At 66.2% G+C, this 25,858-nt stretch carries 33 protein-coding genes and 1 pseudogene; 16 read left to right on the top strand and 18 right to left on the bottom strand.

Going from position 1 to position 25,858, the window contains the following annotated elements; genetic code table 11:
- The 3 genes from PIB19_RS12935 to PIB19_RS12925 form a co-directional block, all read right to left on the bottom strand.
- Window positions 1-933, bottom strand: a complete 933-nt coding sequence (locus PIB19_RS12935; RefSeq protein ID WP_271237704.1) for an NAD(P)-dependent alcohol dehydrogenase — start codon at window positions 931-933, stop codon at window positions 1-3.
- 150 nt (window positions 934-1,083) lie between these two features.
- The gene (locus tag PIB19_RS12930; protein WP_271237703.1) at window positions 1,084-1,545 is read right to left on the bottom strand and encodes a putative quinol monooxygenase; all 462 of its coding nucleotides are present in this window, start codon (window positions 1,543-1,545) and stop codon (window positions 1,084-1,086) included.
- An 8-nt stretch (window positions 1,546-1,553) separates the two neighbouring features.
- On the bottom strand, window positions 1,554-2,309 hold the full coding sequence (locus PIB19_RS12925; RefSeq protein ID WP_271237702.1) for a carboxymuconolactone decarboxylase family protein: 756 nt from the start codon (window positions 2,307-2,309) through the stop codon (window positions 1,554-1,556).
- Window positions 2,310-2,489: 180 nt separating this feature from the next.
- Between PIB19_RS12925 and PIB19_RS12920 the strand changes: the two genes are divergently transcribed.
- The gene (locus tag PIB19_RS12920; protein WP_271237701.1) at window positions 2,490-3,383 is read left to right on the top strand and encodes a LysR family transcriptional regulator; all 894 of its coding nucleotides are present in this window, start codon (window positions 2,490-2,492) and stop codon (window positions 3,381-3,383) included.
- Window positions 3,384-3,411: 28 nt separating this feature from the next.
- Here the strand turns inward: PIB19_RS12920 and PIB19_RS12915 are convergent, their stop codons facing one another.
- A complete protein-coding gene (locus PIB19_RS12915) occupies window positions 3,412-4,287 on the bottom strand; it encodes an MBL fold metallo-hydrolase (RefSeq protein WP_271237700.1) in 876 nt (291 codons plus the stop codon).
- Window positions 4,288-4,340: 53 nt separating this feature from the next.
- Window positions 4,341-4,976, bottom strand: coding sequence for a DsbA family protein (locus PIB19_RS12910; RefSeq protein ID WP_271237699.1), 636 nt, complete (start codon window positions 4,974-4,976; stop codon window positions 4,341-4,343).
- Window positions 4,977-5,052: 76 nt separating this feature from the next.
- Here PIB19_RS12910 and PIB19_RS12905 point away from each other — a divergent pair, with 76 nt between their 5' ends.
- Complete coding sequence (locus PIB19_RS12905) at window positions 5,053-5,382, top strand: LysR family transcriptional regulator (protein WP_271237698.1); 330 nt, start codon at window positions 5,053-5,055, stop codon at window positions 5,380-5,382.
- Window positions 5,370-6,011, top strand: coding sequence for a substrate binding domain-containing protein (locus tag PIB19_RS12900; protein WP_271237697.1), 642 nt, complete (start codon window positions 5,370-5,372; stop codon window positions 6,009-6,011). The genes PIB19_RS12905 and PIB19_RS12900 overlap by 13 nt, the downstream gene beginning before the upstream one ends.
- 16 nt (window positions 6,012-6,027) lie before the next feature.
- On the opposite strand, the gene PIB19_RS12895 is transcribed toward PIB19_RS12900, so the two are convergent.
- Together PIB19_RS12895 and PIB19_RS12890 are read right to left on the bottom strand one after the other, a co-directional pair.
- Window positions 6,028-6,150: a hypothetical protein gene (locus PIB19_RS12895; protein WP_271237696.1), complete on the bottom strand. Its 123-nt coding sequence runs from the start codon at window positions 6,148-6,150 to the stop codon at window positions 6,028-6,030.
- Between the two features lie 254 nt (window positions 6,151-6,404).
- Window positions 6,405-7,439 (bottom strand): TonB-dependent receptor domain-containing protein, encoded by a 1,035-nt coding sequence (locus PIB19_RS12890; protein ID WP_271237695.1) that lies wholly within the window; start codon window positions 7,437-7,439, stop codon window positions 6,405-6,407.
- Between the two features lie 374 nt (window positions 7,440-7,813).
- On the opposite strand from PIB19_RS12890, the gene PIB19_RS12885 reads away from it, so the two are divergent.
- A complete protein-coding gene (locus PIB19_RS12885) occupies window positions 7,814-8,107 on the top strand; it encodes a hypothetical protein (protein ID WP_271237694.1) in 294 nt (97 codons plus the stop codon).
- Window positions 8,108-8,298: 191 nt separating this feature from the next.
- On the opposite strand, the pseudogene PIB19_RS23695 reads toward PIB19_RS12885, so the two are convergent.
- Window positions 8,299-8,823: pseudogene (locus tag PIB19_RS23695) on the bottom strand (TonB-dependent receptor plug domain-containing protein); the annotation flags it as partial.
- On the opposite strand from PIB19_RS23695, the gene PIB19_RS12875 reads away from it, so the two are divergent.
- Complete coding sequence (locus tag PIB19_RS12875; protein ID WP_271237693.1) at window positions 8,777-9,058, top strand: hypothetical protein; 282 nt, start codon at window positions 8,777-8,779, stop codon at window positions 9,056-9,058. The pseudogene PIB19_RS23695 and the gene PIB19_RS12875 overlap by 47 nt on opposite strands.
- Here PIB19_RS12875 and PIB19_RS12870 read toward each other — a convergent pair whose 3' ends face one another.
- The 9 genes from PIB19_RS12870 to PIB19_RS12830 all read right to left on the bottom strand — a co-directional run bounded on the left by PIB19_RS12870 (window position 9,059) and on the right by PIB19_RS12830 (window position 16,574).
- Window positions 9,059-9,994, bottom strand: a complete 936-nt coding sequence (locus PIB19_RS12870) for a FecR family protein (RefSeq protein ID WP_271237692.1) — start codon at window positions 9,992-9,994, stop codon at window positions 9,059-9,061. It lies immediately after the preceding gene.
- Entirely contained in the window at window positions 9,991-10,146 is a 156-nt protein-coding gene (locus PIB19_RS12865) for a sigma factor-like helix-turn-helix DNA-binding protein (RefSeq protein WP_271237691.1), read from the bottom strand. The genes PIB19_RS12870 and PIB19_RS12865 overlap by 4 nt, the downstream gene beginning before the upstream one ends.
- A 26-nt stretch (window positions 10,147-10,172) precedes the next feature.
- Window positions 10,173-10,463 carry a sigma factor gene (locus tag PIB19_RS12860; protein WP_271237690.1) on the bottom strand — a complete coding sequence of 97 codons (291 nt, stop codon included), beginning with the start codon at window positions 10,461-10,463 and terminating at the stop codon, window positions 10,173-10,175.
- Window positions 10,464-10,519: 56 nt separating this feature from the next.
- Window positions 10,520-11,125, bottom strand: a complete 606-nt coding sequence (locus PIB19_RS12855) for an alpha/beta hydrolase family protein (RefSeq protein WP_271240979.1) — start codon at window positions 11,123-11,125, stop codon at window positions 10,520-10,522.
- The gene (locus PIB19_RS12850; protein WP_271237689.1) at window positions 11,035-12,462 is read right to left on the bottom strand and encodes a S9 family peptidase; all 1,428 of its coding nucleotides are present in this window, start codon (window positions 12,460-12,462) and stop codon (window positions 11,035-11,037) included. The genes PIB19_RS12855 and PIB19_RS12850 overlap by 91 nt, the downstream gene beginning before the upstream one ends.
- 66 nt (window positions 12,463-12,528) lie before the next feature.
- Window positions 12,529-13,959: a TonB-dependent receptor domain-containing protein gene (locus PIB19_RS12845; protein WP_336297331.1), complete on the bottom strand. Its 1,431-nt coding sequence runs from the start codon at window positions 13,957-13,959 to the stop codon at window positions 12,529-12,531.
- 1 nt (window position 13,960) lies between these two features.
- Window positions 13,961-15,226, bottom strand: coding sequence for a TonB-dependent receptor plug domain-containing protein (locus PIB19_RS12840; RefSeq protein ID WP_271237687.1), 1,266 nt, complete (start codon window positions 15,224-15,226; stop codon window positions 13,961-13,963).
- A 160-nt stretch (window positions 15,227-15,386) separates the two neighbouring features.
- A complete protein-coding gene (locus PIB19_RS23085; RefSeq protein WP_336297142.1) occupies window positions 15,387-15,737 on the bottom strand; it encodes a TrbC/VirB2 family protein in 351 nt (116 codons plus the stop codon).
- A gap of 270 nt (window positions 15,738-16,007) precedes the next feature.
- Entirely contained in the window at window positions 16,008-16,574 is a 567-nt protein-coding gene (locus PIB19_RS12830; RefSeq protein ID WP_271237686.1) for a calcium-binding protein, read from the bottom strand.
- A gap of 400 nt (window positions 16,575-16,974) precedes the next feature.
- Here PIB19_RS12830 and PIB19_RS12825 point away from each other — a divergent pair, with 400 nt between their 5' ends.
- From PIB19_RS12825 to PIB19_RS12810, 4 genes are all read left to right on the top strand, one after another.
- Complete coding sequence (locus tag PIB19_RS12825) at window positions 16,975-17,976, top strand: sigma-54 interaction domain-containing protein (protein ID WP_271237685.1); 1,002 nt, start codon at window positions 16,975-16,977, stop codon at window positions 17,974-17,976.
- 148 nt (window positions 17,977-18,124) lie between these two features.
- Window positions 18,125-18,397: a DUF3467 domain-containing protein gene (locus PIB19_RS12820; RefSeq protein WP_271237684.1), complete on the top strand. Its 273-nt coding sequence runs from the start codon at window positions 18,125-18,127 to the stop codon at window positions 18,395-18,397.
- A gap of 174 nt (window positions 18,398-18,571) precedes the next feature.
- On the top strand, window positions 18,572-19,000 hold the full coding sequence (locus PIB19_RS12815; RefSeq protein WP_271237683.1) for a Pvc16 family protein: 429 nt from the start codon (window positions 18,572-18,574) through the stop codon (window positions 18,998-19,000).
- Window positions 18,997-19,797 (top strand): hypothetical protein, encoded by an 801-nt coding sequence (locus PIB19_RS12810; protein ID WP_271237682.1) that lies wholly within the window; start codon window positions 18,997-18,999, stop codon window positions 19,795-19,797. The genes PIB19_RS12815 and PIB19_RS12810 overlap by 4 nt, the downstream gene beginning before the upstream one ends.
- A 32-nt stretch (window positions 19,798-19,829) precedes the next feature.
- On the opposite strand, the gene PIB19_RS12805 is transcribed toward PIB19_RS12810, so the two are convergent.
- The gene (locus PIB19_RS12805) at window positions 19,830-20,483 is read right to left on the bottom strand and encodes a hypothetical protein (protein WP_271237681.1); all 654 of its coding nucleotides are present in this window, start codon (window positions 20,481-20,483) and stop codon (window positions 19,830-19,832) included.
- Between the two features lie 172 nt (window positions 20,484-20,655).
- Between PIB19_RS12805 and PIB19_RS12800 the strand changes: the two genes are divergently transcribed.
- From PIB19_RS12800 to PIB19_RS12770, 7 genes are all read left to right on the top strand, one after another.
- Entirely contained in the window at window positions 20,656-21,555 is a 900-nt protein-coding gene (locus PIB19_RS12800; RefSeq protein WP_271237680.1) for a phage tail sheath family protein, read from the top strand.
- A gap of 12 nt (window positions 21,556-21,567) precedes the next feature.
- Window positions 21,568-22,020 (top strand): phage tail protein, encoded by a 453-nt coding sequence (locus tag PIB19_RS12795; RefSeq protein ID WP_135964188.1) that lies wholly within the window; start codon window positions 21,568-21,570, stop codon window positions 22,018-22,020.
- 868 nt (window positions 22,021-22,888) lie between these two features.
- Window positions 22,889-23,695 carry a hypothetical protein gene (locus tag PIB19_RS12790; RefSeq protein WP_271237679.1) on the top strand — a complete coding sequence of 269 codons (807 nt, stop codon included), beginning with the start codon at window positions 22,889-22,891 and terminating at the stop codon, window positions 23,693-23,695.
- Window positions 23,695-24,294, top strand: a complete 600-nt coding sequence (locus tag PIB19_RS12785) for a phage tail protein (protein ID WP_271237678.1) — start codon at window positions 23,695-23,697, stop codon at window positions 24,292-24,294. The genes PIB19_RS12790 and PIB19_RS12785 overlap by 1 nt, the downstream gene beginning before the upstream one ends.
- Entirely contained in the window at window positions 24,291-25,397 is a 1,107-nt protein-coding gene (locus tag PIB19_RS12780) for a CIS tube protein (protein ID WP_271237677.1), read from the top strand. Before PIB19_RS12785 ends, PIB19_RS12780 begins: the two co-directional genes overlap by 4 nt.
- On the top strand, window positions 25,333-25,677 hold the full coding sequence (locus PIB19_RS12775; protein ID WP_271237676.1) for a hypothetical protein: 345 nt from the start codon (window positions 25,333-25,335) through the stop codon (window positions 25,675-25,677). Before PIB19_RS12780 ends, PIB19_RS12775 begins: the two co-directional genes overlap by 65 nt.
- Window positions 25,678-25,687: 10 nt before the next feature.
- On the top strand, window positions 25,688-25,858 hold the full coding sequence (locus tag PIB19_RS12770) for a hypothetical protein (protein WP_271237675.1): 171 nt from the start codon (window positions 25,688-25,690) through the stop codon (window positions 25,856-25,858).

Here is a 25,858-nt window from a genome sequence, read left to right as displayed (position 1 = left end):
CTATCCGATCGCCACCATGGCTTTGCCGCGCAACTTTCGCCCGCCCTCCATCGCGGCGATCAGCGAGATCGCCTGCGCCAGCGGCACGACCTCGGCGATGGGCAGGCGGAAGCCCGTGTCCTGGGCGGCCTGCGCCAGCGTATCCAGCAGGTCGGCGCGCGGCGTGCCGACGATCGGCTTCAGCCGCCGATCGAAGACGGCGCGGACGAACCGCGCCGGCGTCGGGTCGACGGTGGTGAAAATGCCGCCCTTGCGCAGCATGCCGATCCCGGTCGCGGTCGAGAGCGTAGCGGCGGCGTCGAACACCACATCGAACTTGTTGGGGATCATCGCCGGATCGGTGACCCGGTAATCGTACACCGCACGCAGCCCGAACCCGCGGGCGCGCTCCATTGCCTCCGCGCTGCAACTGCCCGACACTTGAGCGCCGAGCATGCGCGCGATCTGCACCGCCGCCTCGCCGACCGCGCCGCCGCAGCCGTTGACGAACACGCTCTGCCCGGCCTTCAGCTTCGCCTTGTCGACCAGACCGTTCCATGCGGTTACGCCCGGCGTGACCAGGGACGCGGCGTCTTCGAAGGACAGGTCGTCCGGCTTCTTCGCAAGCGCGGACTCGTTGGCGATCGCCGATTCGCCCAGGGCTCCGGCCTGCTTGAATCGCGCCATCCCGAACACTGCGTCGCCGACTGCGAAGCGCGTCACACTGGGGCCGATCGCAGTGACGATCCCCGCAAGGTCCACGCCCATCGCGCGGGGGAAGGACCGCCCCGTCACGATCTTCATGCCGCCGCCGCGCAGCTTCCAGTCGATCGGATTGATCGCGGCAAAGCGGACCGCGACCGCTACTTCTCCCGTGCCGGGCGCTTCGGGTGCGAACTCTTCCAGCTGCATGACCTCGGGACCGCCATAGGCGTAATATTGGATGCGTTTCATGACGATGCCTACCTCATTTGGGGCGTTCGCCGGACGCTTACGAGCCCATGGTGCCAATTTCTGTCACCATGATGCAGGTGCCGAGATCGCAGTTCGCGCCTTCGCTGCAGGGCCGGTTCGAAATGCCCCAAGGTCGGTCCGGCCGCGCCTTTACATACAGGTTGCCGGTCCGCCCGCTTTGCCGTTCGCTTTCGCGCAAAGCAGGATCGGCGTGGTGTCGACCAGCCTGAGCGACCGCACCATTTTCTCGGTCGCGGTCTTGTACTTGAGGAAGTGGGGAGACTTGATGTGCGCCTCATAGACGGCCCGGCTGGCATAGACTTCGAGCAGCCGGATCTGTGTCGGATCCTCGACCAATTGCACCGAGTGGAGCATCAGCACGCCGGGTTCCAGCCGCACCGAAGCCTCCTGCTCCTCGGCCAGGATGGCTTTATAGGCACCGAGTTGCGCGGGATCGATGTCCAGCTCCGCGATGCGGATCATCGGATGCTCCGAAATCGGCGCAGCGTCGCCTTCGCCGGGGAGCGCCAGCAGCGTGGCGCCAATCGCCAGCACGGCGCCGAGCCCGAACGCTGCGACTGCGAGGCCTTTGCCGGAAACATGCTTCCGCATCGCCCGGATCACTTCGCTCCTTCGGCCTCGGCGCGCTTGGCGAACACCTCTTTCGCGACCGGCAACGCCGACATCGCATTGGGCCAGCCGGCGTAGAAAGCGAGATGGGTGATGACCTCGGCCGCCTGCTCCCGAGTGAGGCCGTTGTCCATCGCGCGGTTGAGGTGGAAGGGGATCTGCCCGGTCTTGCCCGAGGCGATCAGCGCGGCGACGGTCACGAGGCTGCGATCGCGCGGGGCGAGGTCGGGGCGCAGCCATAGGTCGCGGAACAGATAATCGGTGGTGTATTCGACCAGTCCCGGCGCCACGGAGCCGAACTGATCGCCGACCGTCCTGGCGCGCTGTGTTTCGGCCGCCTCGTCCAGCGGCAGAGGCTGCGGCGTCTCCTGTGGAAGCTGGTCACGCCCGATCCGGCGCCTTGCGAATACCTCGCCCATCGGGCCGACCACGGCCATCGCATCGCCCCAACCCGAATAATAAGCGAGGTGCACGATGGTCTCGGAGATTTCGCGGGGCGTGACGCCGTTCTCGAGCGCCTGGTCGCCATAATAACCGAGCGCCGGCGCCTGGCCGCGTGCAATCAGCGCGGCAACGGTGACCAGGCTGCGGTCGCGGCGATTGAGGCCGGGACGATTCCAGATCGTGCCGTAGAGGCGCTCCTGTGTGTATTTCTCCAGTGCAGGCGCGACGGAACGGACCTGCTCGGGCGAGAAGCGGCGGCCCTCGACATTCGGCTGCTGGGCCTCGGCGGGCGATGCAGTCATGGCGGTTACTCCTGCGGTCAATGCGAAGAGTTGCTTCATATGTGCGCTCCTCTGCTCCGTTGGACTGTGGCCGCCTCGCCCCGAGTGAGGCGATAGCCGGCACGCCTCAACAACGTAGGCCCTGCCCGGTTGCTCGATTAGGCGCTAAAGACCGCATGAACTGTTGAAAGAGATTCAATAATGGCGCGCGAGACGATGGCCGATCTTGTCGCTCTTCTGGCCATCGCCCGGGAACGCAGCTTCACGCGTGCGGCGGCCAAGCTCGGAGTCTCGCCATCGGCGCTCAGCCACGCGATCCGCGGGCTCGAGGAACGCGTCGGCGTGCGGCTCCTCACGCGCACGACCCGCAGCGTCGCGCCGACCGAAGCGGGTGAGCGGCTGTTGCGGATGATCGGCCCGCATTTCGACGAGATCCAGAGCGAAGTCGCGCGCCTCAGCGAGCTTCGCGACACGCCCGCGGGCACGATCCGGATCACGACGGGCGACCATGCGGCGGAGACGATCCTCTGGCCCGCGCTGGAAAAGCTTCTGCCCGACTATCCGGATATCCAGGTCGAGATCAGCGTCAATCTGGGCTTTGTCGACATCGTGGAGGAGCGGTTCGACGCCGGCGTGCGGATGGGCGAGACGGTGGCCCAGGACATGATCGCCGTCCGGATCGGACCCGACATGCGCATGGCGGCGGTCGCGTCGCCGGCTTATTTCGCCACACGGTCGATCCCGCAAACGCCGCACGATCTTGCGGATCATTGCTGCATCAACCTGCGTTTTCCCACCCTTGGCGGGCTCTACGCCTGGGAGTTCGAAAAGGGCAGCCGGGCCCTCAATGTCCGTGTCGAGGGGCAAGTGGTGGTCAACGACATCGCGCTTGCAAAGGCGGCAGCGCTTGGCGGGTCAGGAATCGCGTATCTGCCGGAGGATTATGTCGGGCCGCAGATCGAAGCTGGAAAGCTTCAGCGCGTGCTGGAGGATTGGTGTCCGCCTTTTCCCGGCTACCATATCTATTTTCCGAGCCGTCGGCAGCAATCACCCGCTCTGGCGGTGATCGTCGATGCTCTTCGATGCCGGGAATGACATTCCGGTGCGCCGTCGCTCCCGCCGCTCAGCCCCACTTCATTTCGCCGGTGGCCACCTTGGCGCCGATCTGCAGGGCCACGCCCATGCCGGCGTCCGGATAGCGGGCGGTCATCGCTGCGATCAGGGCGGCGCTGTCCCCGGCTCTGGCCAGCTCTTCCTCGAGGGCCAGCAGATAGTCTCGGGTGTAGATCAATGCTGCCGTGCCGGTCGGCGCGGCGGGCGTCATGTGTCCGGGCACGACCACGACCGGCTTGCGGGCCAGCATTGCATCCAATTGCCGGATCCAGGCCGCGCGCGCCTCTGCACCCGCAGTGTCGGCGGTCCAGACATGGACGCCGGAAAATACCAGCACGCCGCCGAAGATCGCCGACAGCGATGGTGCCCAGAGATAGCGGCGGTTGGCCAGGCCCTGCGCCGGGACAATCTGGATCGCCTGCCCGTCGACGGTCAGATGATCGCCGTCGAAGGCGGTCGGCATGACGATATCGGCCAGGGTCCCGGGACCATTGTCGCCCAGTTGCGGACCCCAGGTGGCCAGCTTCTTCTCGACGCTGGCCTGGATCGCCGTGATCGTGTCGGACGCGGCCAATACCTTCGCGTCGGGGAACGCGGTCTTGATCGGCCCCAGGCTGAAATAATAATCCGGGTCGCTCTGGCTGACATAGATTGTGGTCAGCGTGCGGCCCGTGGCCTTGATCGCCTCGACCAGCGCCCGGCCGTCGGGAAGCGTGAAACCGCCGTCGATCAGCACCGCCTCCTTGGGCCCCCAAACCAGCACCGGTGCGCGGAAGAAGCCGTTCTCGCCGGCCGGGAAAGCCTTCCATTCCAGTCTGGCGCCGACTGCCAGGGCATCGCTCTGGCCGGCGAGGGTTGCGGCCGCGCCGCCTGCGATCATCGTCATCATCTGTCTCCGGTTGGGCATGAGGAACAGTCGCGAACCAGCGGGTCTGGGCGTCAAGCGACGCCAGCCTTCTCGAGAAGGGAAAGTGGATTGCGATAGAGAGCGCCGGCATCGGCCAAAGCCAGATCCTGGCCGTCGTCACGGACGAGGGCCGGGACGCCGTTCAACCCAAAGCGTTGCATCAGGGCCCGCGCGCGAGTCACGCGTTCCTGATTGGCATTCAGAAGAGTTGCCTGAGGTTCGGCGATCATCGCCGCCGCGCCGGCCAGATCCAGGCTGGCAAGCACTTCGGCCAGAATGACGGGGTTGGTAATATCGCGCCCCTCGACATATCGCGCCTTCTGGATGGCGTTCAGCGCCTCGTATTCGCGAGCGGGCGCCGAGAGGGATACCGCTGTGAGGGCAAGTGTCGCGGGCCCGCTGTCGAGCAGGCTGGTGCCAGCGAGGATTTGGTCGCGATAGCGCTCGGTGAATGCGGCCCCCGTCAGCTCGGCAATACGCTGATCGGCCGCCCAGATGTGGCTGGTCATACCCGCGTCCAGAGCGCGCGCGCCGGCACCGGAAAACAGACCGGTCGGCAGCAGCTCGACCGAGACGCCGGGGCGGGAGGCGAGGGTATCCACGCCGGCTGAAGCGCCGTAGCACCAGCCGCAGAGCGGATCGAATAGGTAGATGAAGCGATGGGTCATCAGGATGGCTCCAGATCAGCCGTCTAGATGCGCCTCTTCGATTGCAATTCACAGGTCGGGAAAATAGACATTCCGTATGCCCAGGGCATACAATCAAACCGACGGCGTCAATCGCGGCATCAACAACCTCAAGCGCATGGCCTATTTCGCGGAGGTCGTCGAAGCCGGTTCGTTCACCGCCGCGGCCGAGCGGCTGGGCATCACCAAGGCCGTGGTCAGCCAGCAGGTCGCCAGGCTCGAGGAAGCATTCGAGACGACGCTTCTGGTGCGCACCACGCGCAGCGTACGCCCGACCGAGGAGGGGCGCGCCTTTACGCGCATTGCGCGCGCATCCTGTCACAGGCCCAGGAGGCCTTTGATGGCCTGGAGGCCGACGATCGCGCGCCCACGGGCATGCTGCGGCTGACGGCGCCCTTCGATTACGGCGTGGCCGTCGTCGTTCCCGCGATCGCGGAATTCCACCGGCGCTTCCCCGATTGCACCGCAGACGTCGTGATCAGCGACAGGACCCTCGATCCGGTCGAGAAGGATATCGAACTGGCGATCCGGGTCGGCTGGCTGACCGACAGCAATTTGCTGGCGCGACGCATCGGCGGGTTCCAGCAGCTCCTGGTCGGAACGCCCGATCTGGCTGCGCGCCTGGCAGGAAGGACTCAGCCGGACCAACTCGCCGACTTGCCGTTCGTCGCCAACAGCGTCCTGCGCGATCCGCTCGGCTGGTCCTTCACCGACAGTGATGGACAGCAACGGTCCGTGCGATTTTCCCCGACGCTCGTCATCGACGCTACGCTGGGTGCGCTGGAGGCCGTGCGCTCCGGTGCGGGCATGTCGATCCTGCCCGATTACGCGGTGCAGGCCGATCTGGTCAGCGGGCGCCTGGTGCGAATTCTGCCCGCTTGGAGCCTCGAGAGCGGGGGCATCTATGCCGTCACACCCGCCACCCGCTTTCGCCGCGCACGCGTGAATGCCTTTCTCAATGTATTGATCGAATGCGAGCGGCGGCGGCCGCAGATGAAACAGGATGGCGTCACTTGATCCGGCGATCAGGTCGCTAGAAGGCAAGCCTTGCGCCCATGGAAAAATAGCGGCCGATCACATCGTAGAAGGGCGAATAAAGCGATCCGTTGGGCGCCTGCTTGTCGAGGAGATTGGTCACATTGCCATAGATCTCCATCCTGGTCCGAGGGCCGGTCGCGATGCGTGCCCGCGCGAGGAGGTCGATGTAGGTATATGTCGGGATATGGTTGTTGAGCAGCCGGATCGTGGAATTGTAATTGCCCGCGGAAATATACCGTGCGCGGAGCTGTGTGCCGAAATTCTCGCTGTCGTAGCCGATGCTGCTGTTGATCCGCCATTTGGGTACGCCGAGGCTGAACGAGTTGCCCTGAGAGCGGACATATTCGATCGTCGTGACACCGTCATTGGTCTTCAGGCTGTCGACCCAGTTGGCCCGCAGCCGAAGCGCGAGATTGCCGGACAGGCCGGCGACCCCGCGCAGGGGAGAGTCTGCGAAAGCTCGGCGTCGATCCCGTCGGTCCTGTATTCCGACAGGTTCAGATAGGAGGTGAGGGTGCGGGTGATATTGCCGTTGCCGTCCCGCTCGACGTTTCCGCACAGGGCCTGGTTGCCGTTGAAGCAGCGAATGACCAGATCCTGGGCCGAGACGATGGTGATCACATCATCGATGCGGATCCGGTAATAATCGGCCGACAGGCGAAGGCCGGGGATCGCCGGGGGCGCATAGAGAAAGCCGGCGGTGAGGGTGGTCGCGGTTTCCGGCCGGAGATCGGGGTTGCCGCCGCTGTGGTTGAGTACATAGACGCTTGCGTTCTTCACGGGGTCAGTGAGAGTGTTGTAGCCCACGGTGAGCTGCGTGTAGAGTTCCGCGAGATTGGCTGACCGGATGTCCCGCGAGCGGGTGAACCGCGCACGGAAGCCTGGAAAGAATTCGTTGGTCGCGCCCAGCTTCCATGACCAGATCGCGCCGGTGGTGTCATAGTCGGACAGGCGAACCGCCGCATTCAGCTCCAGCTTGCGCAGCAGCGGCCGGTCGCGCGCCAGTGGGACGAGGATTTCGCCAAAGGCCTCCTTGACGGTGAAACCCCCGACAATCGGCGCGAAGTTGAACGATCGGAAGGCCCGGGCGAGATCGCGTTCGCTTACCGTCTGCCGGATAGCCTCGCGGCGCGCCTCGATGCCCACAGCGATGGAGACCGGCCCTGCCGCGAGCGTGACCGGCTCGCCGCGCAGGCTCATCCCGCCGACATCCAAGATCGTCGTAGCGCGCTGACGCGGCGTCCCGGTGACATAGGCTAGCGCTTCCGCCGAGGGAGAGCCTTCGCCGAACAGATTGATGGGCACGCAGGCGCTCGAAGGATCGGTGCGCTTGACGCGGCAGACCGGCTGCCCGGTCGCCGGGTCGCGCACCGCATCCACCGCCTGGTTGAAATTCGCGCCGATCACGAAACCGGGCGTGTCGATATCGTTGCGATACTCGCCATGGCTGTAATAGCCGCTCAAGCGCCAGCGCGGCCCGATCGTCGCGTCGAGCGCGATCGTGCCCTGCGTCGTCACCCGCTCGAAATCGATGCGGGGAAGGGGAAGTCGGAATTGAACCGGCCCATCGTAAAACCGGCTTCCCCGCCGCAAGCAACTGCGCGCTCACGGCCGGCGACAGGAAGGCATTGTCCCGCGAGATGGAGATGTTGCCCCGATTATGGTCGCCGAACCAGATATAGTCGTTCCACATGCGCGAGTGGCGCAGCTCCGCGGTGAGCTTCACGGCGTCGCTCGCCATGAAGCTGGCGCGGCCGAGGGCGCTGTAGCGTCGCTGCGGCGTGACGAGCGCGCTGATGTTGTCGTTCGAGGGGCCTTCGCCGCCGATCATGTCCGCGCCCACGACCGTGCCGTACCGAAAGTCGCGGAGCGATCCGTCCGGGTTGAAGACCTGGCCGGCCAACACGCCGCTCAGGATCAGTCCGCCGGGCGCCGCGTTGGCGAACCCGACGTCGGGCATGAGCATGAAATTGCCGTTTCCCGCGGCGACGCTGGCCCAACGCCCCACTGCAGGGCGGGAGGTCTTTGGAATGACGCCGTCATTGTCGAGATATTCGGCACCGAACGTCACATGACCGCGGCCCCCGGCGAATGCCGTGCCGACAGCCGCTTCGAAACGGTGCTCGGCCGCATCGCCTCGCGAGGAAATTCCCGCCTGGGCACCGAGCTTGATTCCGCCGAGCTCTTCGTCGAGCACGATATTGACCACGCCGGCAACCGCGCCGGAGCCCCAGGCCGCGGACGCGCCGCCGGTCACGATGTCGACGGACTTGATCAATATGGTGGGTATTGTGTTGAGGTCGTTGTCGCTCGAGAAGCGCCGACCGTCGAGCAGCACGAGCGTGCGATTGATCCCGAGACCACGCAGGTCGACCGGCGCCATTCCCGCGCTGGTATTCGTTCCGCTCGTCTGCGGCGAGATGGTTGCCCGGAATTGCGGCAGATCGTTCAATGCGGCCGCGACATTCGAACGCGCCCCGATGTCGAGTTCCTGTCTGGTCACGTGCGACGTCGGGGTTGGCGCCTCGAAGCCGGGCGTGTCGATGCGCGAACCGGTGACCACGATGTCCGCGACGTCCGCGGCCTCTTCGGTCTTTACCGGCGGCGGCTTCGGCACGACCGCGACACGATGCGCGCTCTGTTCGATCGCGCGCCTCGAGATGATGTAGGAACCGCCGGCGGTGACGGTGAAGCCCAGCCCCGATCCCTTCAGCAGACGGCGCAGCGCCTCCGCGGCGCTATAGGTGCCGCTGAGTGCCGGGGCGACGCGGCCCCTGGCGGCGCTCGGCACGAAGATGACATTGGTGCGCGTGATGGTCGCCACGGCTTCGAGCGACCGGGACAGCTCCTGGCGGGGCAGCGAGAACCGGAACCTGGCGGCGGTCTGCGCTTCGGCGGCGGTCGGCGCCATGCACGCGAACACGGACAGCGATAGCAACGTGCCGCCTCGTATCATGTCCCGCTGGATCGCCTCGCCGGAGGATGACGACGGATCGCGATACGCTGCGGATGGCACGGAAATGTGATCAAGGCGTCAAAAGCACCGTATCGCCTTCGCGTTGTACCCGAAGATCGTGGAGTTGCGCCACGGCGGCCGCGAATTCCGCCGGATCGTCGGTCGCGAACACGCCCGAGATGGGAAGCCCGGCCAGCCGCGCATCGTTCACCACCACGCGCTCCTTGCCGTAGCGGTTCACTTCGGCAACGGCCTCGGACAGCGGCGTATTGCGGAACAGGAGCTCGCCGCGGCGCCAGGCGGTGACTGCGTCGAGCACGGGCCGGTCGAGCACCGGAACTGCCTGCGGAGACGCCGACAGGCGCTCGCCCGGAGCAAGCACGGCAAGCAAGCGCGGACGTTCGCCCAGGCGCGTGACCTCGACCTTGCCGGTCAGCAGCGTGACGCGAACGCGATCTCCATCGCGCCGCACGACGAAGCTGGTGCCGAGCGCCTTGATCCGTTCCTCGCCGGCTCTGACGACGAACGGCCGCCCGGCGTCGTGCGCCACGTCGAACATCGCCTCGCCGCGATCGAGCGAGACCTGCCGTTCGTCGCGGTCGAATTTCACCGTGAGGTGGCTGTCGGTGTTGAGCGCGATCCGGCTGCCGTCGTCCAGGGTCGCCGTGCGCTGCTCGCCGGTGCCGGTGTCGAAGGTCGGTGCCTGGTCGAGATAGAGCGTCATCGCGCCGGCCCCGGCGAGCACCGCCACCGACGCGGCGAGTGCCAGCGGCAGGAAGCGCCGCGACGTCGTCGGGATCCGCGGCTCCTCATCTAGTTCGGCGGCACCTGGCAGGAGCTCCCACAGCTCGGTGGCACGCTCGAACGCCTCCTGGTGCGCGGGGTCGCCCTTGAGCCAATCCTGGAGCGGCCCTTCCGCTTCGCCGCCGCGCGGGCCATGCAGCCTGGCGAGCCACGCCGACGCCTCGGCGTTCACCCGCGTTCGCTCCTCCTTCGACCGTATCACCATTGCTCCATCCAGTTCATCATCTCCAGGGTCGCTCGGGCGACCTGCTTCTCCACGGCGGGGATCGACATCCCTTCTTCTTCGGCAATCGTCGCGTAATTGGCCCCATCCAGTCGGCGGCGGAGCAGGATGCGGCGCGTACGTTCGGGCAAGCGCGCCAGCCCGGCGGCGGCATGTTTCAGGCGTGCCTGGGATTGCAGCACCTGTTCCGGGTCCGGCGTCGCATCGGCAATGGTGAATATGTTTCCGGTCGAGAAAGGGCTCGACGCTCGCGGCGCTCCCCGTCGATCGAGAGATTCACGGCGGTCCTGACCAGAAGTGCTTCCTGCGAGCGCACCGCATGCCGCTGCTCATAGCGCTCCACCTTCAGAAAGGCTTCATGCACCAGATCCTCGGCATCCTGATCCGCGACGCCACGCCGCCGCAGGACGGATCGGACATGCCGCAACATCTCGTTCAACTGGCTCATCGCGCTCCCTGGCCGTTCCCTACAGGATCAACTGGCGAAACTCGACAGGAAGACCATCACCGGCCGCCACCGAGCAGCATCTGCTTCCAGAACAGCACGCTCGCCCAGAAATAATAGTCCTCATTCTCCTTCTTGCGGAAGACGTGACCATCGTTCTGCGCGAGCAGGTGCCAGACGGTGCCGCCCTTGCCGCGCACCGCCTTGATGATCTGATCGGCCTCGCTTGCCGGCACGCGCGGATCGTTGCCGCCGGTCGCGATCAGCAACGGCAGGTTGATCTTGTCGACGCTGGTGAGCGGAGAGATCTCGATCAGCTTGGCGCGCTGCTTCGGATCGCGCTCATCGCCATATTCGACGCGGCGCAGGTCGCGGCGATAGGACTGGGTATTCTCGAGGAAGGTGACGAAGTTCGAGATCGCCACATAGCAGTTCGCACCCTTGAGCCGCGGCGAATAATGCGTGGCGGTGGCGTAGCACATATAGCCGCCATAAGAGACGCCGGTGACCGCGAAACGGGCGGGATCGAGCGTCGGGTCCTTGACCAGCGCATCGAGGAAGGCGCCGATGTCCTTCACCGAATCCTCGCGCTTGAACGGCCCGTTGTCGAGGTTGACGAAGCGCTTGCCGAAGCCACTCGAGCCGCGGACGTTGGGGAAGAACAGCGCGATACCGAGCGCGTTGAGGTAATAATTGTCCGGTCCGAGGAAGTCGGGGCGGGTTTGCCCTCCGGACCGCCGTGGATGTTGACGATCAGCGGGCGTTTGCCGGGAAAGCGCGCGGGATCCGGCCGGTAGAGGAAGCCCGTCACGGTCTCGCCGTCGAAGCTCTTCACCTCGACGAGCTGCGGCTCGACGTTCTTCGCGGGATCGAGGCCGCCCGTCTCGCTCTCCGTCCAGCGCGTCACCGCGAGCGTCTTCGGATCGACGGCGAAGGCATCCCCCGCCACACGCGCCGAGGACATGCTGAGGCCGATCGTTCCCCAGGGCGCGATCTGGATCGCCGGAGCGATCGAATAGGGGATCACGCCGGCCGGCAGGCCGGTCACGTCGCGGGTTGAGCCGGTCGCGGCGTCGAGCACGTGGAGCCGGCTGACACCCGCCTCGTTGGTGGCATAGGCGAGGAAGCTGCCGTCGGGCGCGACCGCATAGTCGGTCACATCCCATTTGGGCTCCTTCGAGACGGGCGTGAACTTGCCGGTCCCCGGATCGAGCCGTCCCAGCCGCACGAAATCGGAATCCACGTCCGACAGCACCCAGATGCCGCCGTCCGCCGCATAGCGCGGGCCGATATAGGAGACTTCGCGCTTGAGGTCGTTGATCGCGCGCATCTTGCCGGTCTCGAGGTCGAGCTCATAGACGTCGGCGCGGTTGATCGACATGCGGTTGACGACGATTGCCTTCGCGCCGTCCGCGGAGAAGTCGGCGATGTTCCAGCCGCCGCCCTTCACCGTCGCGACCAGCCGATCGGACTTGGGGTCGCGCGGGTCGATCACATAAAGGTCGGCATCGGCGCCGTTGCGCCGGGTGGACGAATAGCCGAGCAGCTTGCCGTCGGGACTCCACGCGCCGAACCAGTTGCGGCTCTTGCCGTCGGTGAGCAGATGCAGCCGCCCCTCGGCCAGCCGGTAGAGCTGGTAGAATTCGCCGCCGCCGACATCCTTCTGCGCCACCGTCACATCGCCTGCGCCGGGCGAGGCGGCGGCGGTCAGGATCGGTTCGTCCTCGAAGCTCAACTGCACGCGGTCGGCGTTCGGCGCGCGCACCTTGTGCACCTGGTCGGTGTTGGCGAAGCGCGTCTTGATCAGCATCGAGCGATCGGCCGGGCTCCAGCCGAGGAAGACCGCCTTGCGCGCCTGGAGATAGGGCTGGGTGTCGGCGGCCAGCGCGTCGGGAATGGCGGGAATGCCGTCGGCCACGATCGCGGCGGGCTTCGCGACCTGCGCGATCGCAGTGGCGGGGAGCAGCGCGAGCGCCGCGGCAAGGGCAGGACGAAGGGACATCAGGCACTCTCCAATGGGTGAGCCCGCCCGACAGGATGCGCCGGGCGGGCTCGCCGGTTACGGCGATCAGAAGCGGACGCGGGCACCGAACGTGAAATAGCGCCCCAGCACGTCATAATAAGGCGAGTAGAGCGACCCCGGCGGCGGCGCCTTGTCGAACAGGTTGGAGACGTTGGCGTACAGCTCCATCTGCCGCGTATCCGATACCGGCACCTTCATCTGCGCCTGCAGATCGAAATAGGTGTAGGCGCCGATATGGTTGTTGGTGAGCGGCACCTGGCTGTTATACTCGCCGGGTGAGACGTAGCGGGCGCGGGCCAGGCCCGAGAACGTCTGGTCCTCATAGCCGATCGAGCCGTTCACGCGCCACGCCGGCACGCCGAGGCCGAACGAATAGCCCTGCGAGCGGACATATTCGAGCTTCACCACGCCGTCGTCGGTGGTGAGGCTGTTGACCCAGGTGCCGAGCACGCGGAACTTCATCCTGCCGTCCGATGAGCCGAACAGGCGGTTCAGCGGCAGGGCATAAGAGATCTCGGCATCGATGCCGTTCGTCTTGTAGTTGGCCAGGTTCACGAAAGTGGAGACGGTGCGGACGATCGTCCCGCTCGCATCGCGCTCGACCCGCGCGCAGAGTGCGGTGTTGCCGTTGTAGCAGCGCGTAACCAGGTCCTGCGCGGCGACGGTGGTGATGACGTCGTCCACGTCGATGTCGAAATAGTCGACCGACATGTTGAGGCCCGAAACCGCGGGCGGTGAATAGGTAAAGCCGAAAGTCCAGGTGTCGGCCTTTTCCGGCTCCAGGTCCGGATTGCCGCCGCCGTTGCTCAGCACATAGACGTTCTGCTTCGTCACCGGATCGTAGATGGTGTTATAGCCGGTCGTGGTCTGGGTGTAGAGTTCGCTGAGATTGGCCGAGCGGATGTCGCGCGAGCGCGTCGCCCGGCCGCGGAAGCCGGGGAAGAACTCGTTCGTGACGCCGAGCTTCCACGACCAGATCGAGCCGGTCGTGCTGTAGTCGCTGACGCGCGCCGCACCATTGAACTCCAGCTTGCGCAGCAGCGGCGTGTTGTGGATCAGCGGCACCAGCACCTCGCCGAATGCTTCCTTCACGTCGAAGCTGCCTGACATGGCCGAGAAGCTGAAGGTGCGGAATGCCTTGGCGGTGTCCAGCGCACTGACGGTCTGGCCGATGCTCTCCTTGCGCGCCTCGATGCCGACTGCGAACGACACCGCGCCGGCGGGAAGTGCGAACGGCTCGCCGCGCAGGCTGACGCCGCCGACATCGAGCTTGGTGGTCGCGCGCTGGCTCGGCGTGCCGGTCACATAGTCGATCGCTTGCTGCGACGGCGCGCCCTGGCCGAACAGGTTGACCGGCACGCAGTTGGTGCCCGGATTGGTCAGCGCGATCCGGCAGATCGGTGTTCCACCCGGCCCAATCACCGAATCGACTGCATTGGCAAATTGCTGCGTCAGCAGGAAGCCGGGCGTGTCGATGTTATTCTGATACTCGCCATGGCTGTAATAGGCGCTCCAGCGCAGATCTCGACCCGATATTGCCGTCCAGCGCCAGCGTGCCCTGCGTCACCTTCCGTTCGAAATCGATGGTCGGATAGGAAAGGTCGCTGTTGAAGCGGCCCATATAGAAGCTGGTCTGGCCGGCATTGGCCAGCGCAGTGCGCACCGCGGCTGGCAGAAAGGCATTGCTCGACTGGATCAGGATCCCGGACGTGGCCGTGCCCTGCACGTGATCGCCGAACCAGATATAGTTGTTGTACATGCGCGAGTGGCGCAGCTCGGCGGTGACCTTGATCGACGGCGTGATGTCATAGGTCAGTCGGCCGAGCGCGCTGTAGCGGCGCTGGGGCGTCATGAGCGGGCTCAGATCGTCGTTCGACGGGCCCTCGCCGCCGGTCATGTAGCCGCCGGCCACGCGGCCATAATCGAAGTCACGCAGCGAGCCGTCGGGATTGAACGCCTTGCCTTTGAGCACGCCCGAGGTGATCAGGCCTCCATAGGCCGAAGTGGAGAAGCCCACGTCCGGCGTCATCGCGCCGGCGAACGAGGCCCAGCGGCCGATATCCTTGCGCGCGGTCTTCGGCACGATGCCGTCGCTGTTGAAATACTCGCCGCCGATCACGAAGTGGCCGCGGCCCTCGGCGAAGCCGAACCCGGCCTTGCCCTCGAAGCGATGCGCCGCCGCGTCGCCATAGGTCGAGACGCCTGCCTCCGCGCCGAGCTGCAGGCCGCTGAACTTCTCGTCGATCCCGATGTTGACGACGCCCGCGACTGCACCCGAGCCCCAGGCGGCCGACGCACCGCCGGTCACCACCTGGGCGCTGCGGATCATCACGTTGGGGATGGTGTTGAGATCGTTGTCGCTGACGATGCGGCGCCCGTCGACCAGTACCAGCGTGCGGTTGATACCGAGACCGCGCAGGTCGACCGGCGCGTTGCCCGCGCCGGTGTTGGTGCCGGTGGTCTGTGCCGAGGTGGTCGCGCGGAACTGCGGCAAGTCGTTGAGCGCAGCCGCGACGTTCGGACGCGCGCCAACTGACAGGTCTTCCGCGGTCACTGTGAGCGTGGGGGTCGGCGTATCGAAATTGCGGTCGATCCGCGATCCGGTGACGATGATCTCGCCGCCTTCGTCCGCGGGCGGCGCCTCTGCCGGGGCGGCCTGCTCCGACGTCGCCGTTTGTGCCCAGGCGACTGCAGGGACGAAGATTGCTGCGCAAGCGCCGATTACACTGCCAAATCGCGTCATGTGACCCCCTGTTCAGCCGACGGTCCATCGCCGCGGCTTTCACAGGGAAGACGAACGGATTTCACAAAACCGACATACGCCTGAAATTATGTCCGCCGGCACGGCCTGGGCCGTATGAGGTTACGCTTTTTTCTCGCGCTCGGGTTCATTCGCTGCGGCGTTAGTGAGTCGGCACGGCCGCTCCGGCATAAGGATCGTAACCAGCTGGCCGTTGCGGTAGGGTATTCAGCGGAGGCCCGTCAGCTGCGATAATCGTCGGTGGCCCTGCAACGGTGGATTCGTTGTGAGCCAGGCTTTGAAGCCCAGCCACGATGCTCGAGGCACCGAACAGGATAAAGCAACCGAGTATTACGGTGAGCGCGCGACGGATGTCGATCCGGCCGCTGAGCGCCATGAAGCCGATGCCGGCGACAGCGATCACGGCCACGGTTGTAGCAATCGTGCCGAGCAGCGTGCTTTCCAGCCATTGTACCGCGGCGACGATCGCTCCTGATCCCGATGGATCGCCCAAAGAGGAGCCGTATGCGGACAGGGATGCGAGTTGCGGGAGGGAGGTAGGGAGAAGGGAGGCCGGCACGAGGGCAGTTTTGCGCTCTGAACTGCATCCGATCAAGTGAACTATCGAGCTCAATATCCGGACGACTACATGTAAAAATATTGCGACGGACGATGACTTGCGTTCTCTTCATGTTGGGCCGCCAGAGCGCGGGGATGCCGCTCATTCACTCAATCGCGTCGCGCGCTTTCAGTCCATGTCTGTCTACCCTGCTGTTGCGCAGCATCAGCCAAAGCCGCTGGACGACGAAGACAGTCTCTCAGGGTCTTCAGAGCAGGAAATCACTCCCTGCGAACCACAGGCCCCCGAACGCCGCGGCGCCAATGAAAGCGAAAACACCCTCCCCGCGAGCGCACCGTTCGCATCGATGGCGCTGAGGTCGATCAGGTCGCCCCTGTTGAAATCGTCAATCGTGTCGCGCGCGCCCAGGCCGTTGAAGACGAAGCGATCGTTGCCGCCGCCGCCGGTCAGCCGGTTCGCTCCCACGTCGCTCGCGAGCACATCGGCGAAGTTCGATCCGATCAGATTCTCGATCGAGAGCAGCGTGTCTACGCCCGCGCTGCGCGTCAGCTGCTCCTCGAGAAGCGACAGGTCGATCTCCACGCCCGACTGGGCATCGGCATAGGTCACCGTATCTACGCCCGCGCCGCCTATGATCGTGTCGTCGCCCGCACCGCCGCGGAGCAGATCGTCACCCTCGCCGCCCCTGAGCGTGTCATGGCCGGCGTCGCCCGATACGGTATCTGCGCCGTCCCCGCCGATGAGCCAATCCTGCCCCTCGCCGCCGCTCATGTCGTCGGCGTCGAAATCAACGAACAAAATTGTGTGAAATGCGCCGTAAGTCCAGGTGAACTCGCCATTTTAATCAATAGAAAAAGCGACATGGTCGAAACTATCTGGTCAGATCATACTCAGAGTATGCGCGGTTTGTTATTATATTCTAATTGGCGAATCGACGAATATTTTAATAATGATGATAGAATTCCATCTGCAGTCACGACCCCTCCAGACCGCCGCGTTGTATCATGCCTGCCATTGAGGTACTTTCCCTGCCGATGGCCGCTCGTTGTCGAGTCCATCCAAGCCAAGTCGTACTTTCGCACCTAGGGTCGCCGTAACGGGCCTGACGCGGACCATTCGAGTCCCGCGCGATTCTCCGTTGTCGCACCTGGCAGAGTTCTTGGGGAACGGCATGGAAGATCTTCGCGAACCGCTCGCCGTGGGAAAGGGTGCGTGCGTCGCCGCGCCTGAGCCGCACGACCTTGTGGGCCAAAGCCGCGCGATCGAGCATATCCGCGGCATGATCCGCCGCTTGCGGGGCCCGAGCAGCACCACTTTGATCCAGGGCGAGACCGGCACCGGTAAGGAGGTCGTCGCGCTGATGCTCCACCGCAGCAGCAATCGCGCCAAGGCGCCGCTTGTCGCGGTCAATTGCGCGGCGATCCCCGAGACGTTGATCGAGGGCGAATTGTTCGGCTATGAAAAAGGCGCGTTTTCCTCGGCCAATCACGCGCATCCGGGCAAGTTCCGGCTCGCCGACAAGGGCACGTTGTTCCTCGACGAAGTGGGCGAGCTCAGCGCCGCCGCGCAGGCCAAGATCCTGCGCTCGCTCGAATCGGGCGAAGTCTTTCCGCTCGGATCGACCAAGGCCGTGCAGGTCGACGTCCGCGTCGTCGCGGCGACCAATCGCGATCTCGCCAGCGAAGTCGAGAAAGGCAATTTCCGCGCCGACCTCTATTATCGCCTGGCGGTGATCCAGCTGCTGATCCCACCGCTGCGCGACCGGCGCGAAGACATCATCCCGATCGCGCGCGCATTGCTCGAGCGCATCTGTCCCGAGATCGGCGTTGCGGTGCCCGCCTTGAGCAAGAGCCTGCTCGCCGCGTTCGAAGGTCATGGCTGGCCGGGCAATGTCCGCGAGATGCGCAATGCGCTCGAGCACGCCGTCGTCGTCGCGATGGATCCCGGGCGGCTCGATGTCGACGATCTTCCGCCGACGATCGGCATCGGCCCGGTGCCGCCGGGCGACAGCTTTCCGCCGGGCACCGAACGCGAGACGCTACTGCGCGCACTCGCGCGCGCCAATGGCAAGAAGGCCGAGGCGGCGCGCATGCTCAATTGTTCGCGGATGACGCTGTATCGCCGGCTCGAGCGCGCCCGTCTGGACGATGTGCCGGTGCTTTCGCCGGTGTAACATCTGTCACGGCAAGTGACGGTGCGCCGTCACATCCTGCCGCCGGCGCCATTGGCCCGCCGCACTAACCCGCTGAACCTGCACATATTCCCCGATTGGCACGGCCGTTGCGACACAGTCTCCGCGCAGCGAGCGCAGGAGACTGGGGATGAGCGAGGGCAAGGATGAGGAGGCACGCCGCGCGCTCGCGGCAACAGCGCCCTTTGCCCGCCTCTACGTCAATCACCTGCAGCTTGCCGTCAGCCTGTCCGACGTGCGCATCGATCTGAGCCAGATCCAGCCGGGGAGCCAGGTGCCGACCCACCAGGTCCGGCTGGTCAGCAGCCCCGACTATCTGTTGACGATGCAGCGCGAAATCGGCGGCGCGATCGATCGCTATCAGCAGCAATTTGGCACGATCGAGGGCGGCGCGCATGGCTGAGCTCGGCGCCGTCAATCTGGTGGGCGAGTCGATCGTGGCAGTGCTGCGCGCACGGCGCTCGTTGCTTCAGGCCGAGGGGCGACTCGATCCGGTGCCGGCGGCGGCGGAAATCGCGCACGTCCCGCTGTCGAAACTGACTGGCGCCTCGCCGCCGACCGGGGGACTGTCGCTCACTTGCTATCATGTCGGCCGCTCGGACAGCGTGATCGGGCGCGGCCCGATGGGCGATCCTCGCAAGGCGCAGGGATTTCGCTCGAACTCTCCTATGTACTCGCCTGCTGGTCGACGACGACGCTCGAGGAGCAGGCGTTGCTCAGCTGGGCGATGCTCGAACTCGATCGCTACCCGATTCTCGATCAGGGCCAATTGCTCGGCGGCGCGACCTGGTCGCGCGGCGAGAGCGTGCAGATCGTGCCGGACGATTCGGATCCCGAGCGGCTGTTCCGTTTGTGGGAGGCGCTCAAACTCAAGCATCATCTGTCGGCGCTCTACAAGGCGCGCGTTATCCGGATCGGTTACCGGCCGACGGTCGATGCGCCGCCGGTCGCGGCGAGCCGCTTCTCGTTCGCCGATGGCGATCCGATCGCGGAGCCGGCGCTGTGACGATGATGCTTGCCCCCGATCTGCTCGACCGGCGCGGGCTCGCCTTGCTCGCCTTCGTCGATGGCTATGGCCACGCCGTCGACGGACCGGTGCAGGTGCACGGCGACGGCGTGCAGATCGTGCCCAAGGGCGGCGGCCGCTACGCGCTGACCGCGGCCAAGGGCTTCGAGACCTATGCCGCCACCTTCGATAGCGCGCCGGCGCACGCCGCCGCGCCGATCCAGCTCGATTGTACCCCGGTAAACCGCGCCTATCTGCCGCGACGATACAAGTTGCAGCTGCCGCGCGATGCCGATCCAGCGCATTTGAACCAAGCGGGTTCGCTGTTCCAGCCTGTGGCGATCGAATTGCTGCCTGCCGCCGCTGCACAACCGACCGGCAGCGCCGTGCTGTTGCGCGTCTCGGTCAAGCGCTCGGACGACGGGCGCGCAGTCGAGCACGCCCTGGTCCGCGCACAGACCGACAACGGCCTGTTCGCGGCGCGTGCGCTCACCGATGCTCGCGGCGAGGCGGTCCTCTTGTTCCCGGTGCTGCCGCTGAGCTTCGCCGGCGCCGGAGCCACGGTCGACCGCGATATCGCCGCGCGCGTGATCGTCGACGCCGATCCGGCAGTCGCCTTGTTCCACACTCCGGCCGAGATGCCCGCAGCGGCGCGCGACGCGGCGATGCGGACCGCTGGCCATCCCGATCCCGATGCGCTTGCCGCGGCGCTGCCGGCGAATTTCCCGAGCGGCACGGCCCTCCGCATTGCGGCAGGCCGCCAGTTTTCCCTCGCGCTGACCTGGACGGCGCCATGATCTCGCCCGAACCGCACTCGGAAGGAGGCACGCTAATGCCCGAATATCTTGCACCAGCGGTGTTCGTCGAAGAGACGAGCTTCCGCGCCAAATCGATCGAAGGCGTGGGGACCAGCACCTGCGCGTTCGTCGGCATGACCGCGCGCGGCCCGGTCAGCCTCGCACCGAGCGATCCGACGCCGCCGCTGCTGACCAGTTTCGCCGACTATGAACGCTATTATGGCGGAGTCGACGACCTCACCATCGCCGGCAATGCGGCGCGCAATTACCTCGCGCTCGCCGCGCAGGCATTCTTCAACAATGGCGGCGGGCGGCTCTATGTCGCGCGCATCCTCGGCGCGGCGGCGGCGGCCGGCGCGGCGATCGTGCTCAATTCGGGCACGCCCGCCGCCGCCAAGAAGCTGACGCTTTCGGCGCGCACCGCCGCCGGTGCCAAGATTGCCGGCAGCGACGCCAATTTCCGCGTGACCATCGTCGAAAGCGCACTGCCGACGACCAATAAGCTCGCGCTCAAGCAGCCCGCCGGCACCTTGGTCCTTGTCGGCACCGACGTGTTCGTGGTCGGCACGACGGACGTGATCGCGGCGACCGACGATGCCTGCTCGATCCTGAGCTATAGCGTCCTGGTCGAGGATCCGACCGGCCCGGTCTATGAAGCGGGCGGGCTCGGCGTGCATCCCAAGCATCCGCGCTTCCTCAATGCCGTGCTCGGCGCAAAGCCGGCTTCGGCAAGCGACGCGCTGACCAATCCGATCACGCTCGATGTCGGCACCGGGGCAAGCGCGGCCGAAGCCCGTGCGGCGCTGATGAACGGCGCTACCGACGGCGTGCGCGTGGTCCCGCTCACCGGCGGCAGCGATGGAACGGGCGGTCCGAGCGCTGCCGATTACGCGACGGCGCTCGATCTCGCTGCTCGCGCTCGAGGATGTCTCGATCGTCGCGGCGCCTGGCGCGTCGAGCTTCGCGGCGCCGCTTCCTGCCGCGGTCAATCAAAGCCTGATCGGCCACGCCGAGGCGCGCCGCGCCTATCGCATCGCGGTGCTCGATACCCCGCCGGGGCTCGAAGTCACCGCCGATCCGAGCGTCAAGTCGCTCAAGAGCCTGATCGACAGCAAATATGCCGCGCTTTATTATCCGTGGATCACGATCGCCAATCCGCTCGCGGCGACCGATCCCAGCCAGCCTTCGCTGATCGACGTGCCGCCTTCGGGCGCGGTGTGCGGCATCTATGCCCGCAACGACGTCCAGCGCGGCGTGTGGAAAGCGCCCGCCAACGAGACGGTGACCGGCGCGCTGGCGCTGCAGCGCGACGTCCGCTTCGGCGAGCAGGAAGTGCTCAATCCGCTTGGCATCAACTGCATCCGGGCATTGTCCGGACGTGGCATCCGGGTGTGGGGCGCACGCACCACCAGCTCCGACCCCGAGTGGAAATACGTCAATATCCGCAGATACTTCCTGTATCTGGAGGCGTCGATCGACCGTGGCTCTCAATGGGCCGTGTTCGAGTCGAACGGCGAGGCTCTGTGGGCCAATGTGCGCACCACGGTCTCGGACTTTCTGTACAATGAATGGGTCTCGGGGGCGCTGCTCGGCACCAGCCCCAAGGAAGCGTTCTTCGTCCGCTGCGATCGCACGACGATGACGCAGAACGACCTGGATAACGGCCGCCTGATCTGTCTGGTCGGCGTCGCCGCTATCAAGCCCGCCGAATTCGTCATCTTCCGCATCGGCCAGAAAACGGCCGATGCCCGCGGATAAGGAGTGAACCCGATGCCACGCGAAACACCGTTCGGCGCTTATAATTTCATCGTCGAATTCGACGGCAACGAAGCCGCCAATACCGCGCTCGGCGGCTTCTCCGACGTGTCGGGGATCGGCACCGAGATCACCCTGATGGAGTACCGCCAGGGCAACGACAAGGAGAACCGGGTCCGCAAGATTCCGGGGATGCACAAGGCTGGCGACGTTACGCTCAAGCGCGGCATCATGGGCCAGGTCAATTTCTGGGACTGGATCCGCATCACCCGCGTCGATCCCACGCACAAGCGCACCGTGATGATCACCTTGCAGGACGAGCAGCGCAACGCCGTGCTGCGGTGGAAGCTGATCAACGCGCGGCCGATGAAGTTCACCGGGCCGACGCTCGCCGCCAAGGGAGGCAGCGACGTCGCGATGGAGGAACTGGTGGTCGCGGTCGAGGACCTGGAATTCGTCACCGAATAACAGCGAGCGAGGGGAAGCATCCTTATGCCGTTGCCCGGTATCACCTTCACCACGAGCCGGCCGCAGGCGCCGGGGCTGTCGTCGCGCGCCGATGTCGCCGTTTTCGTCGGTTGCGTCGCGCGGCGGGCGGCAGCGCTGCCGGCGGGGGTGCGCGAGGCGCTGAAGGCCGATGGCTGGACGCCGACCGGGGTATTCAAGGCGGCGGCGGCGCGGATGGACAGCCTGCTGGGGCTGCCGGTGCCGGTCGAGAGCTGGTCCGAGTTCGATGCGCTTTATGCCTGGGACCAGCGCCCGATGGGACCTGGTTCGGACCAGATGGTTCCGTGCCCGCTCGGCCTCGCCGTCAAGCGCTTCTTTGCTGAAGGCGGCGCCAAGGCCTATGTCGTGCGCACCGGCGATCCGATCGCGCTCGACGATGCCGCCGCCGGACCCGAGGCGTTCACCAAGGCCAAGAGGCTGCTGCTAGCCTGGAAGACCACCAAGCCCGCGGACGCCGCATTGCGCCAGCCGCTCCTCGCCGGACTGAGCGGGCTAGGCTCCCCCAGCGACCCCGCCGACCCCGCAACCTGGACCGGCGCGGCAGTCGCTTATGCCGTCGAGGATGCGGCGCTGCTGCTGCTGCCCGACCTGATCGATCTATGCGCCGGTGCGCCGCATCAGGCGCCGCTACCACAGGAGCCGCCGGGGCCGCCCGAGATCTTCAAACCCTGCGCCCCCGCCGCGCCCGAGCTCGCCCCGAAGCACGCGTCGCGCGGCCCGCTCTGCTCGCCCCGCGGCTCGACGCGGAAGGCTATGCGACCTGGTCGCGGGCGATCCGCTTCGCGCTCGACTTGCTCGGCCGGCCAAGGGGCCCGCCCACCGCCGCGACTTGACCTTGGTATCGGCAATGCCTTTGCCTTTTGTCGCGGAAGGCGGGTTCAGCGATGGCGAGGAATGCTGGCCGCTCGCCTCGCTCGACAGGCCCGATCTCGCCGGCCCCCAGCTGCGGCTGCTCGACGACGGCGCGGTCGGCAATGCGCGGCTGCAACTCGCTTATCCGTGGATCGCGACACCCGATTCGGTCGACCTGCCCGAAGGCCTGGAAAGCCCCGAAGGCGCGCTGGCGGCAGTGATCGCGCGCTCCGCGATCCAGCGCGGCGCGTTTCGCAGCGCCGCCGGCGAGCTGTTGCGCAGCGTGACTGCGCTCGTTCCTGAAATCGGCGCGAGCGACCTCGCCCGCGGCATTCCCGGCAAGGCCGACTGGCTCGGCGACCGGCTGTCACTGTTCGCGGTGCGCCGCGGGCGAATTGAATTGCTCAGCGACAGTTCGATGGCACCCCAGCGCGCGTGGCGACCCGGCGGTACCTCGCGGCTGATGGGTATCCTGCTGCGTGCGTCGCGCACGCTCGGCGACGATCTGGTGTTCGAGCCGTCGGGCCCGATCCTGTGGGGGCGGATGCGCGCCGCGCTCGAGGCGCTGTGCGATTCATTACGCGCGCTCGGCGCCTTTGCCGGGCGCAGCCGCGACGAGGCCTTCACCGTCAGCTGCGACGCCAGCACGATGACCCAGGGCGATATCGACAATGGCCGCGTCATCGCGACGCTGAGCTTCCTGCCGGCGCAGCCGATCGAGCGGGTCACCGTGGTCCTGCAATTGATTGAAGCGGCGTCCGAAGCGAAGCGGGAGGCGGCCTGATGCCCTTGAGCTGGAGCAAGGATCTCGCCGAGGAAAACCGAGTCCCCTATGGCAATTTCGCGTTCCACCTCGCCGTGGACCCGGTCGAGGGATCGAGCTTCGCGCCGTGGGGCACGACCAATGCCGGGCTCGTCGGCAGCTTCTCCGAAGTCTCGGGAATCGAGGCAGTGATGGAGCACAAGGTCATCAAGGTCGGCGGCCATAACTACGGCACGACGATGCGCGCCGGTCCGGTGACCTTCGGGACGGTGGTGCTCAAGCGCGGCATTATCCGCACCCAATTGCTGTGGCGCTGGTGGTCGGTGTTCACTGGTGCCGATGCCGAGGCGCGCGGCGGCAGCGTCCCGATCGACGGGAGGCCGGTCAAGGCCAATCGTGGGCACGTCCTGATCGGGCTGGTCCGCGCCGGTGACGAGACTCAGCGAGTGATGGACTCGAAGAAATTGCCCGAGCCGGCGATCGCTTTTGGCTGGCGGCTGCGCAATGCGATGCCGGTCAAGTTCCGCGTCGGCGACCTCAATGCCAAGGGCACCGATGTCGCGGTCGAGGAATTGCACCTCGTGCATGAAGGCCTGGAAATGTCGGGAGTCCTCGCATGAGTGACACGCCGGCAGCCAACGCCGCTTATTTCACGGGGCCCGGATCCGACACGCACATCAACGTGCAGTTCAATCCCGCGTCACTACGCGTCACGCTGACCAACCAGTTCGGCGAGGATCCGCCCGAGCAGCATGCCCGCGCCACCACCGCCAAGCTCGACGTCGAACTGATCTTCGACACCACCGAAGATGGCATCGACGTGCGCGACAAGGTGAAGGAACTGCGCGGCTTCGCCACGGCGGTCCCTGCCACTACCGGCAAGGGCAAGCCCAAGCCGGCGAACAGCGGCGGAAACGGGGACGAGGCCAATCTCAGCCTGCCCAAGATCACGTTCCATTGGGGCACCGCGTCCTACACCGGCGTCATCGAGTCGCTGACTGAGACACTCGATTATTGGTCGTCGGACGGTGTGCCGCTACGCGCGACGATCCAGCTCAGCATCAAGGGCGATGGCAAGGCCTTCTTCGACTATAAGAGCAAGACGGCGAGCTATTTCAGCGCCTCCGATCCGGCCTTTACCCCGCCCGACGTGATCGTGCTTCCCGCCGAGCCCAAATTCGCCAGCCTGACTGCGGCCGCCACGCGCGCCGGCGATCCCAAAGCCGGCCGTGCGCTGGCGGCGTTCAACGGGGTCGAGAATATGCGCGCCGGCGGCGGGGCCACCGCGATGGCCGGAGCCAGCGTCAATCTGTCCGCCGCCGCCGGCTTCTCGATGTCGGGCGGAGTCAGCGCGGGTGCGTCGATCGGCTTCGGCATGGGTGCTTCGGCGGGGCTCAGCGCTTCGGCCGGGATTGGCGGGAGCGTCGGAGTCGGCATGGCGGCGGGGATGGGCGGCGGCGCGGGCTTCTCGGCGGGGGCTGGCTTTTCGGCAGGCGCGTCGGCGGGCGCCGGCTTCTCCGGGGGCGGGCTTCTCGGCAGGGGCCGGTGCCTCGGCCGGTTTCGGCGCGGGCGCGTCGTTCGGCATGGGTTCGAGCATGGGCGGCGCAGGCGTGTCGATGAGCGGCGGGCTTGGCGGCACGAGCGAGGGTGGTGGGGGCTTGTTCAGCTCGACCACCACCAGTGTGACCGGCTTCGATGGGGTCACCCGGACCGACACCAATAGCAGCTTCACCGGCTTCGACGGCACCACGCGTTCGAGCGGCAGCTCGACGACCAGCTTCGGCGGGTCCTCGGCGGGCATGCGCGCGGACGAGGGCGCCTTTGCCGGGCTCGGCATGTCGAAGACGACGAGCTGGGGCTCGAGTTACCAGCCCGAGCGTCTGCTCCCGCCGCCGCCGCCGATGGTGACGTCGAGCTCGAGCTTCGACGTGACCGGGCGGCTGGTCGGCGGCGGGCCGGTGGTCGCCGAAAGCTACTCCAGCCGCAGCGTGACATTCTTCTGAAGGGTTCGAGATGGGCGTGATCGTGGAAGAGATGACGAGCGAAGTGGCTGCAGCCGCCGCGCCCGGACCCGCGTCCGCGAGCGGCGGCGCTGCGGCCGGGCCGCGCGATGTCGATATGGATCGGCTCGAACATGCGATGCGGCGTCGGCAGCACCGCATCGAGCGCCTGTGGGCGGACTGA

The organism is Sphingomonas sp. 7/4-4, assembly GCF_027941955.1.
Classification (GTDB): domain Bacteria; phylum Pseudomonadota; class Alphaproteobacteria; order Sphingomonadales; family Sphingomonadaceae; genus Sphingomonas.
The sequence above is the reverse complement of the archived record's forward strand: the minus strand, read 5'-3'. Positions and strand labels throughout refer to the sequence as shown.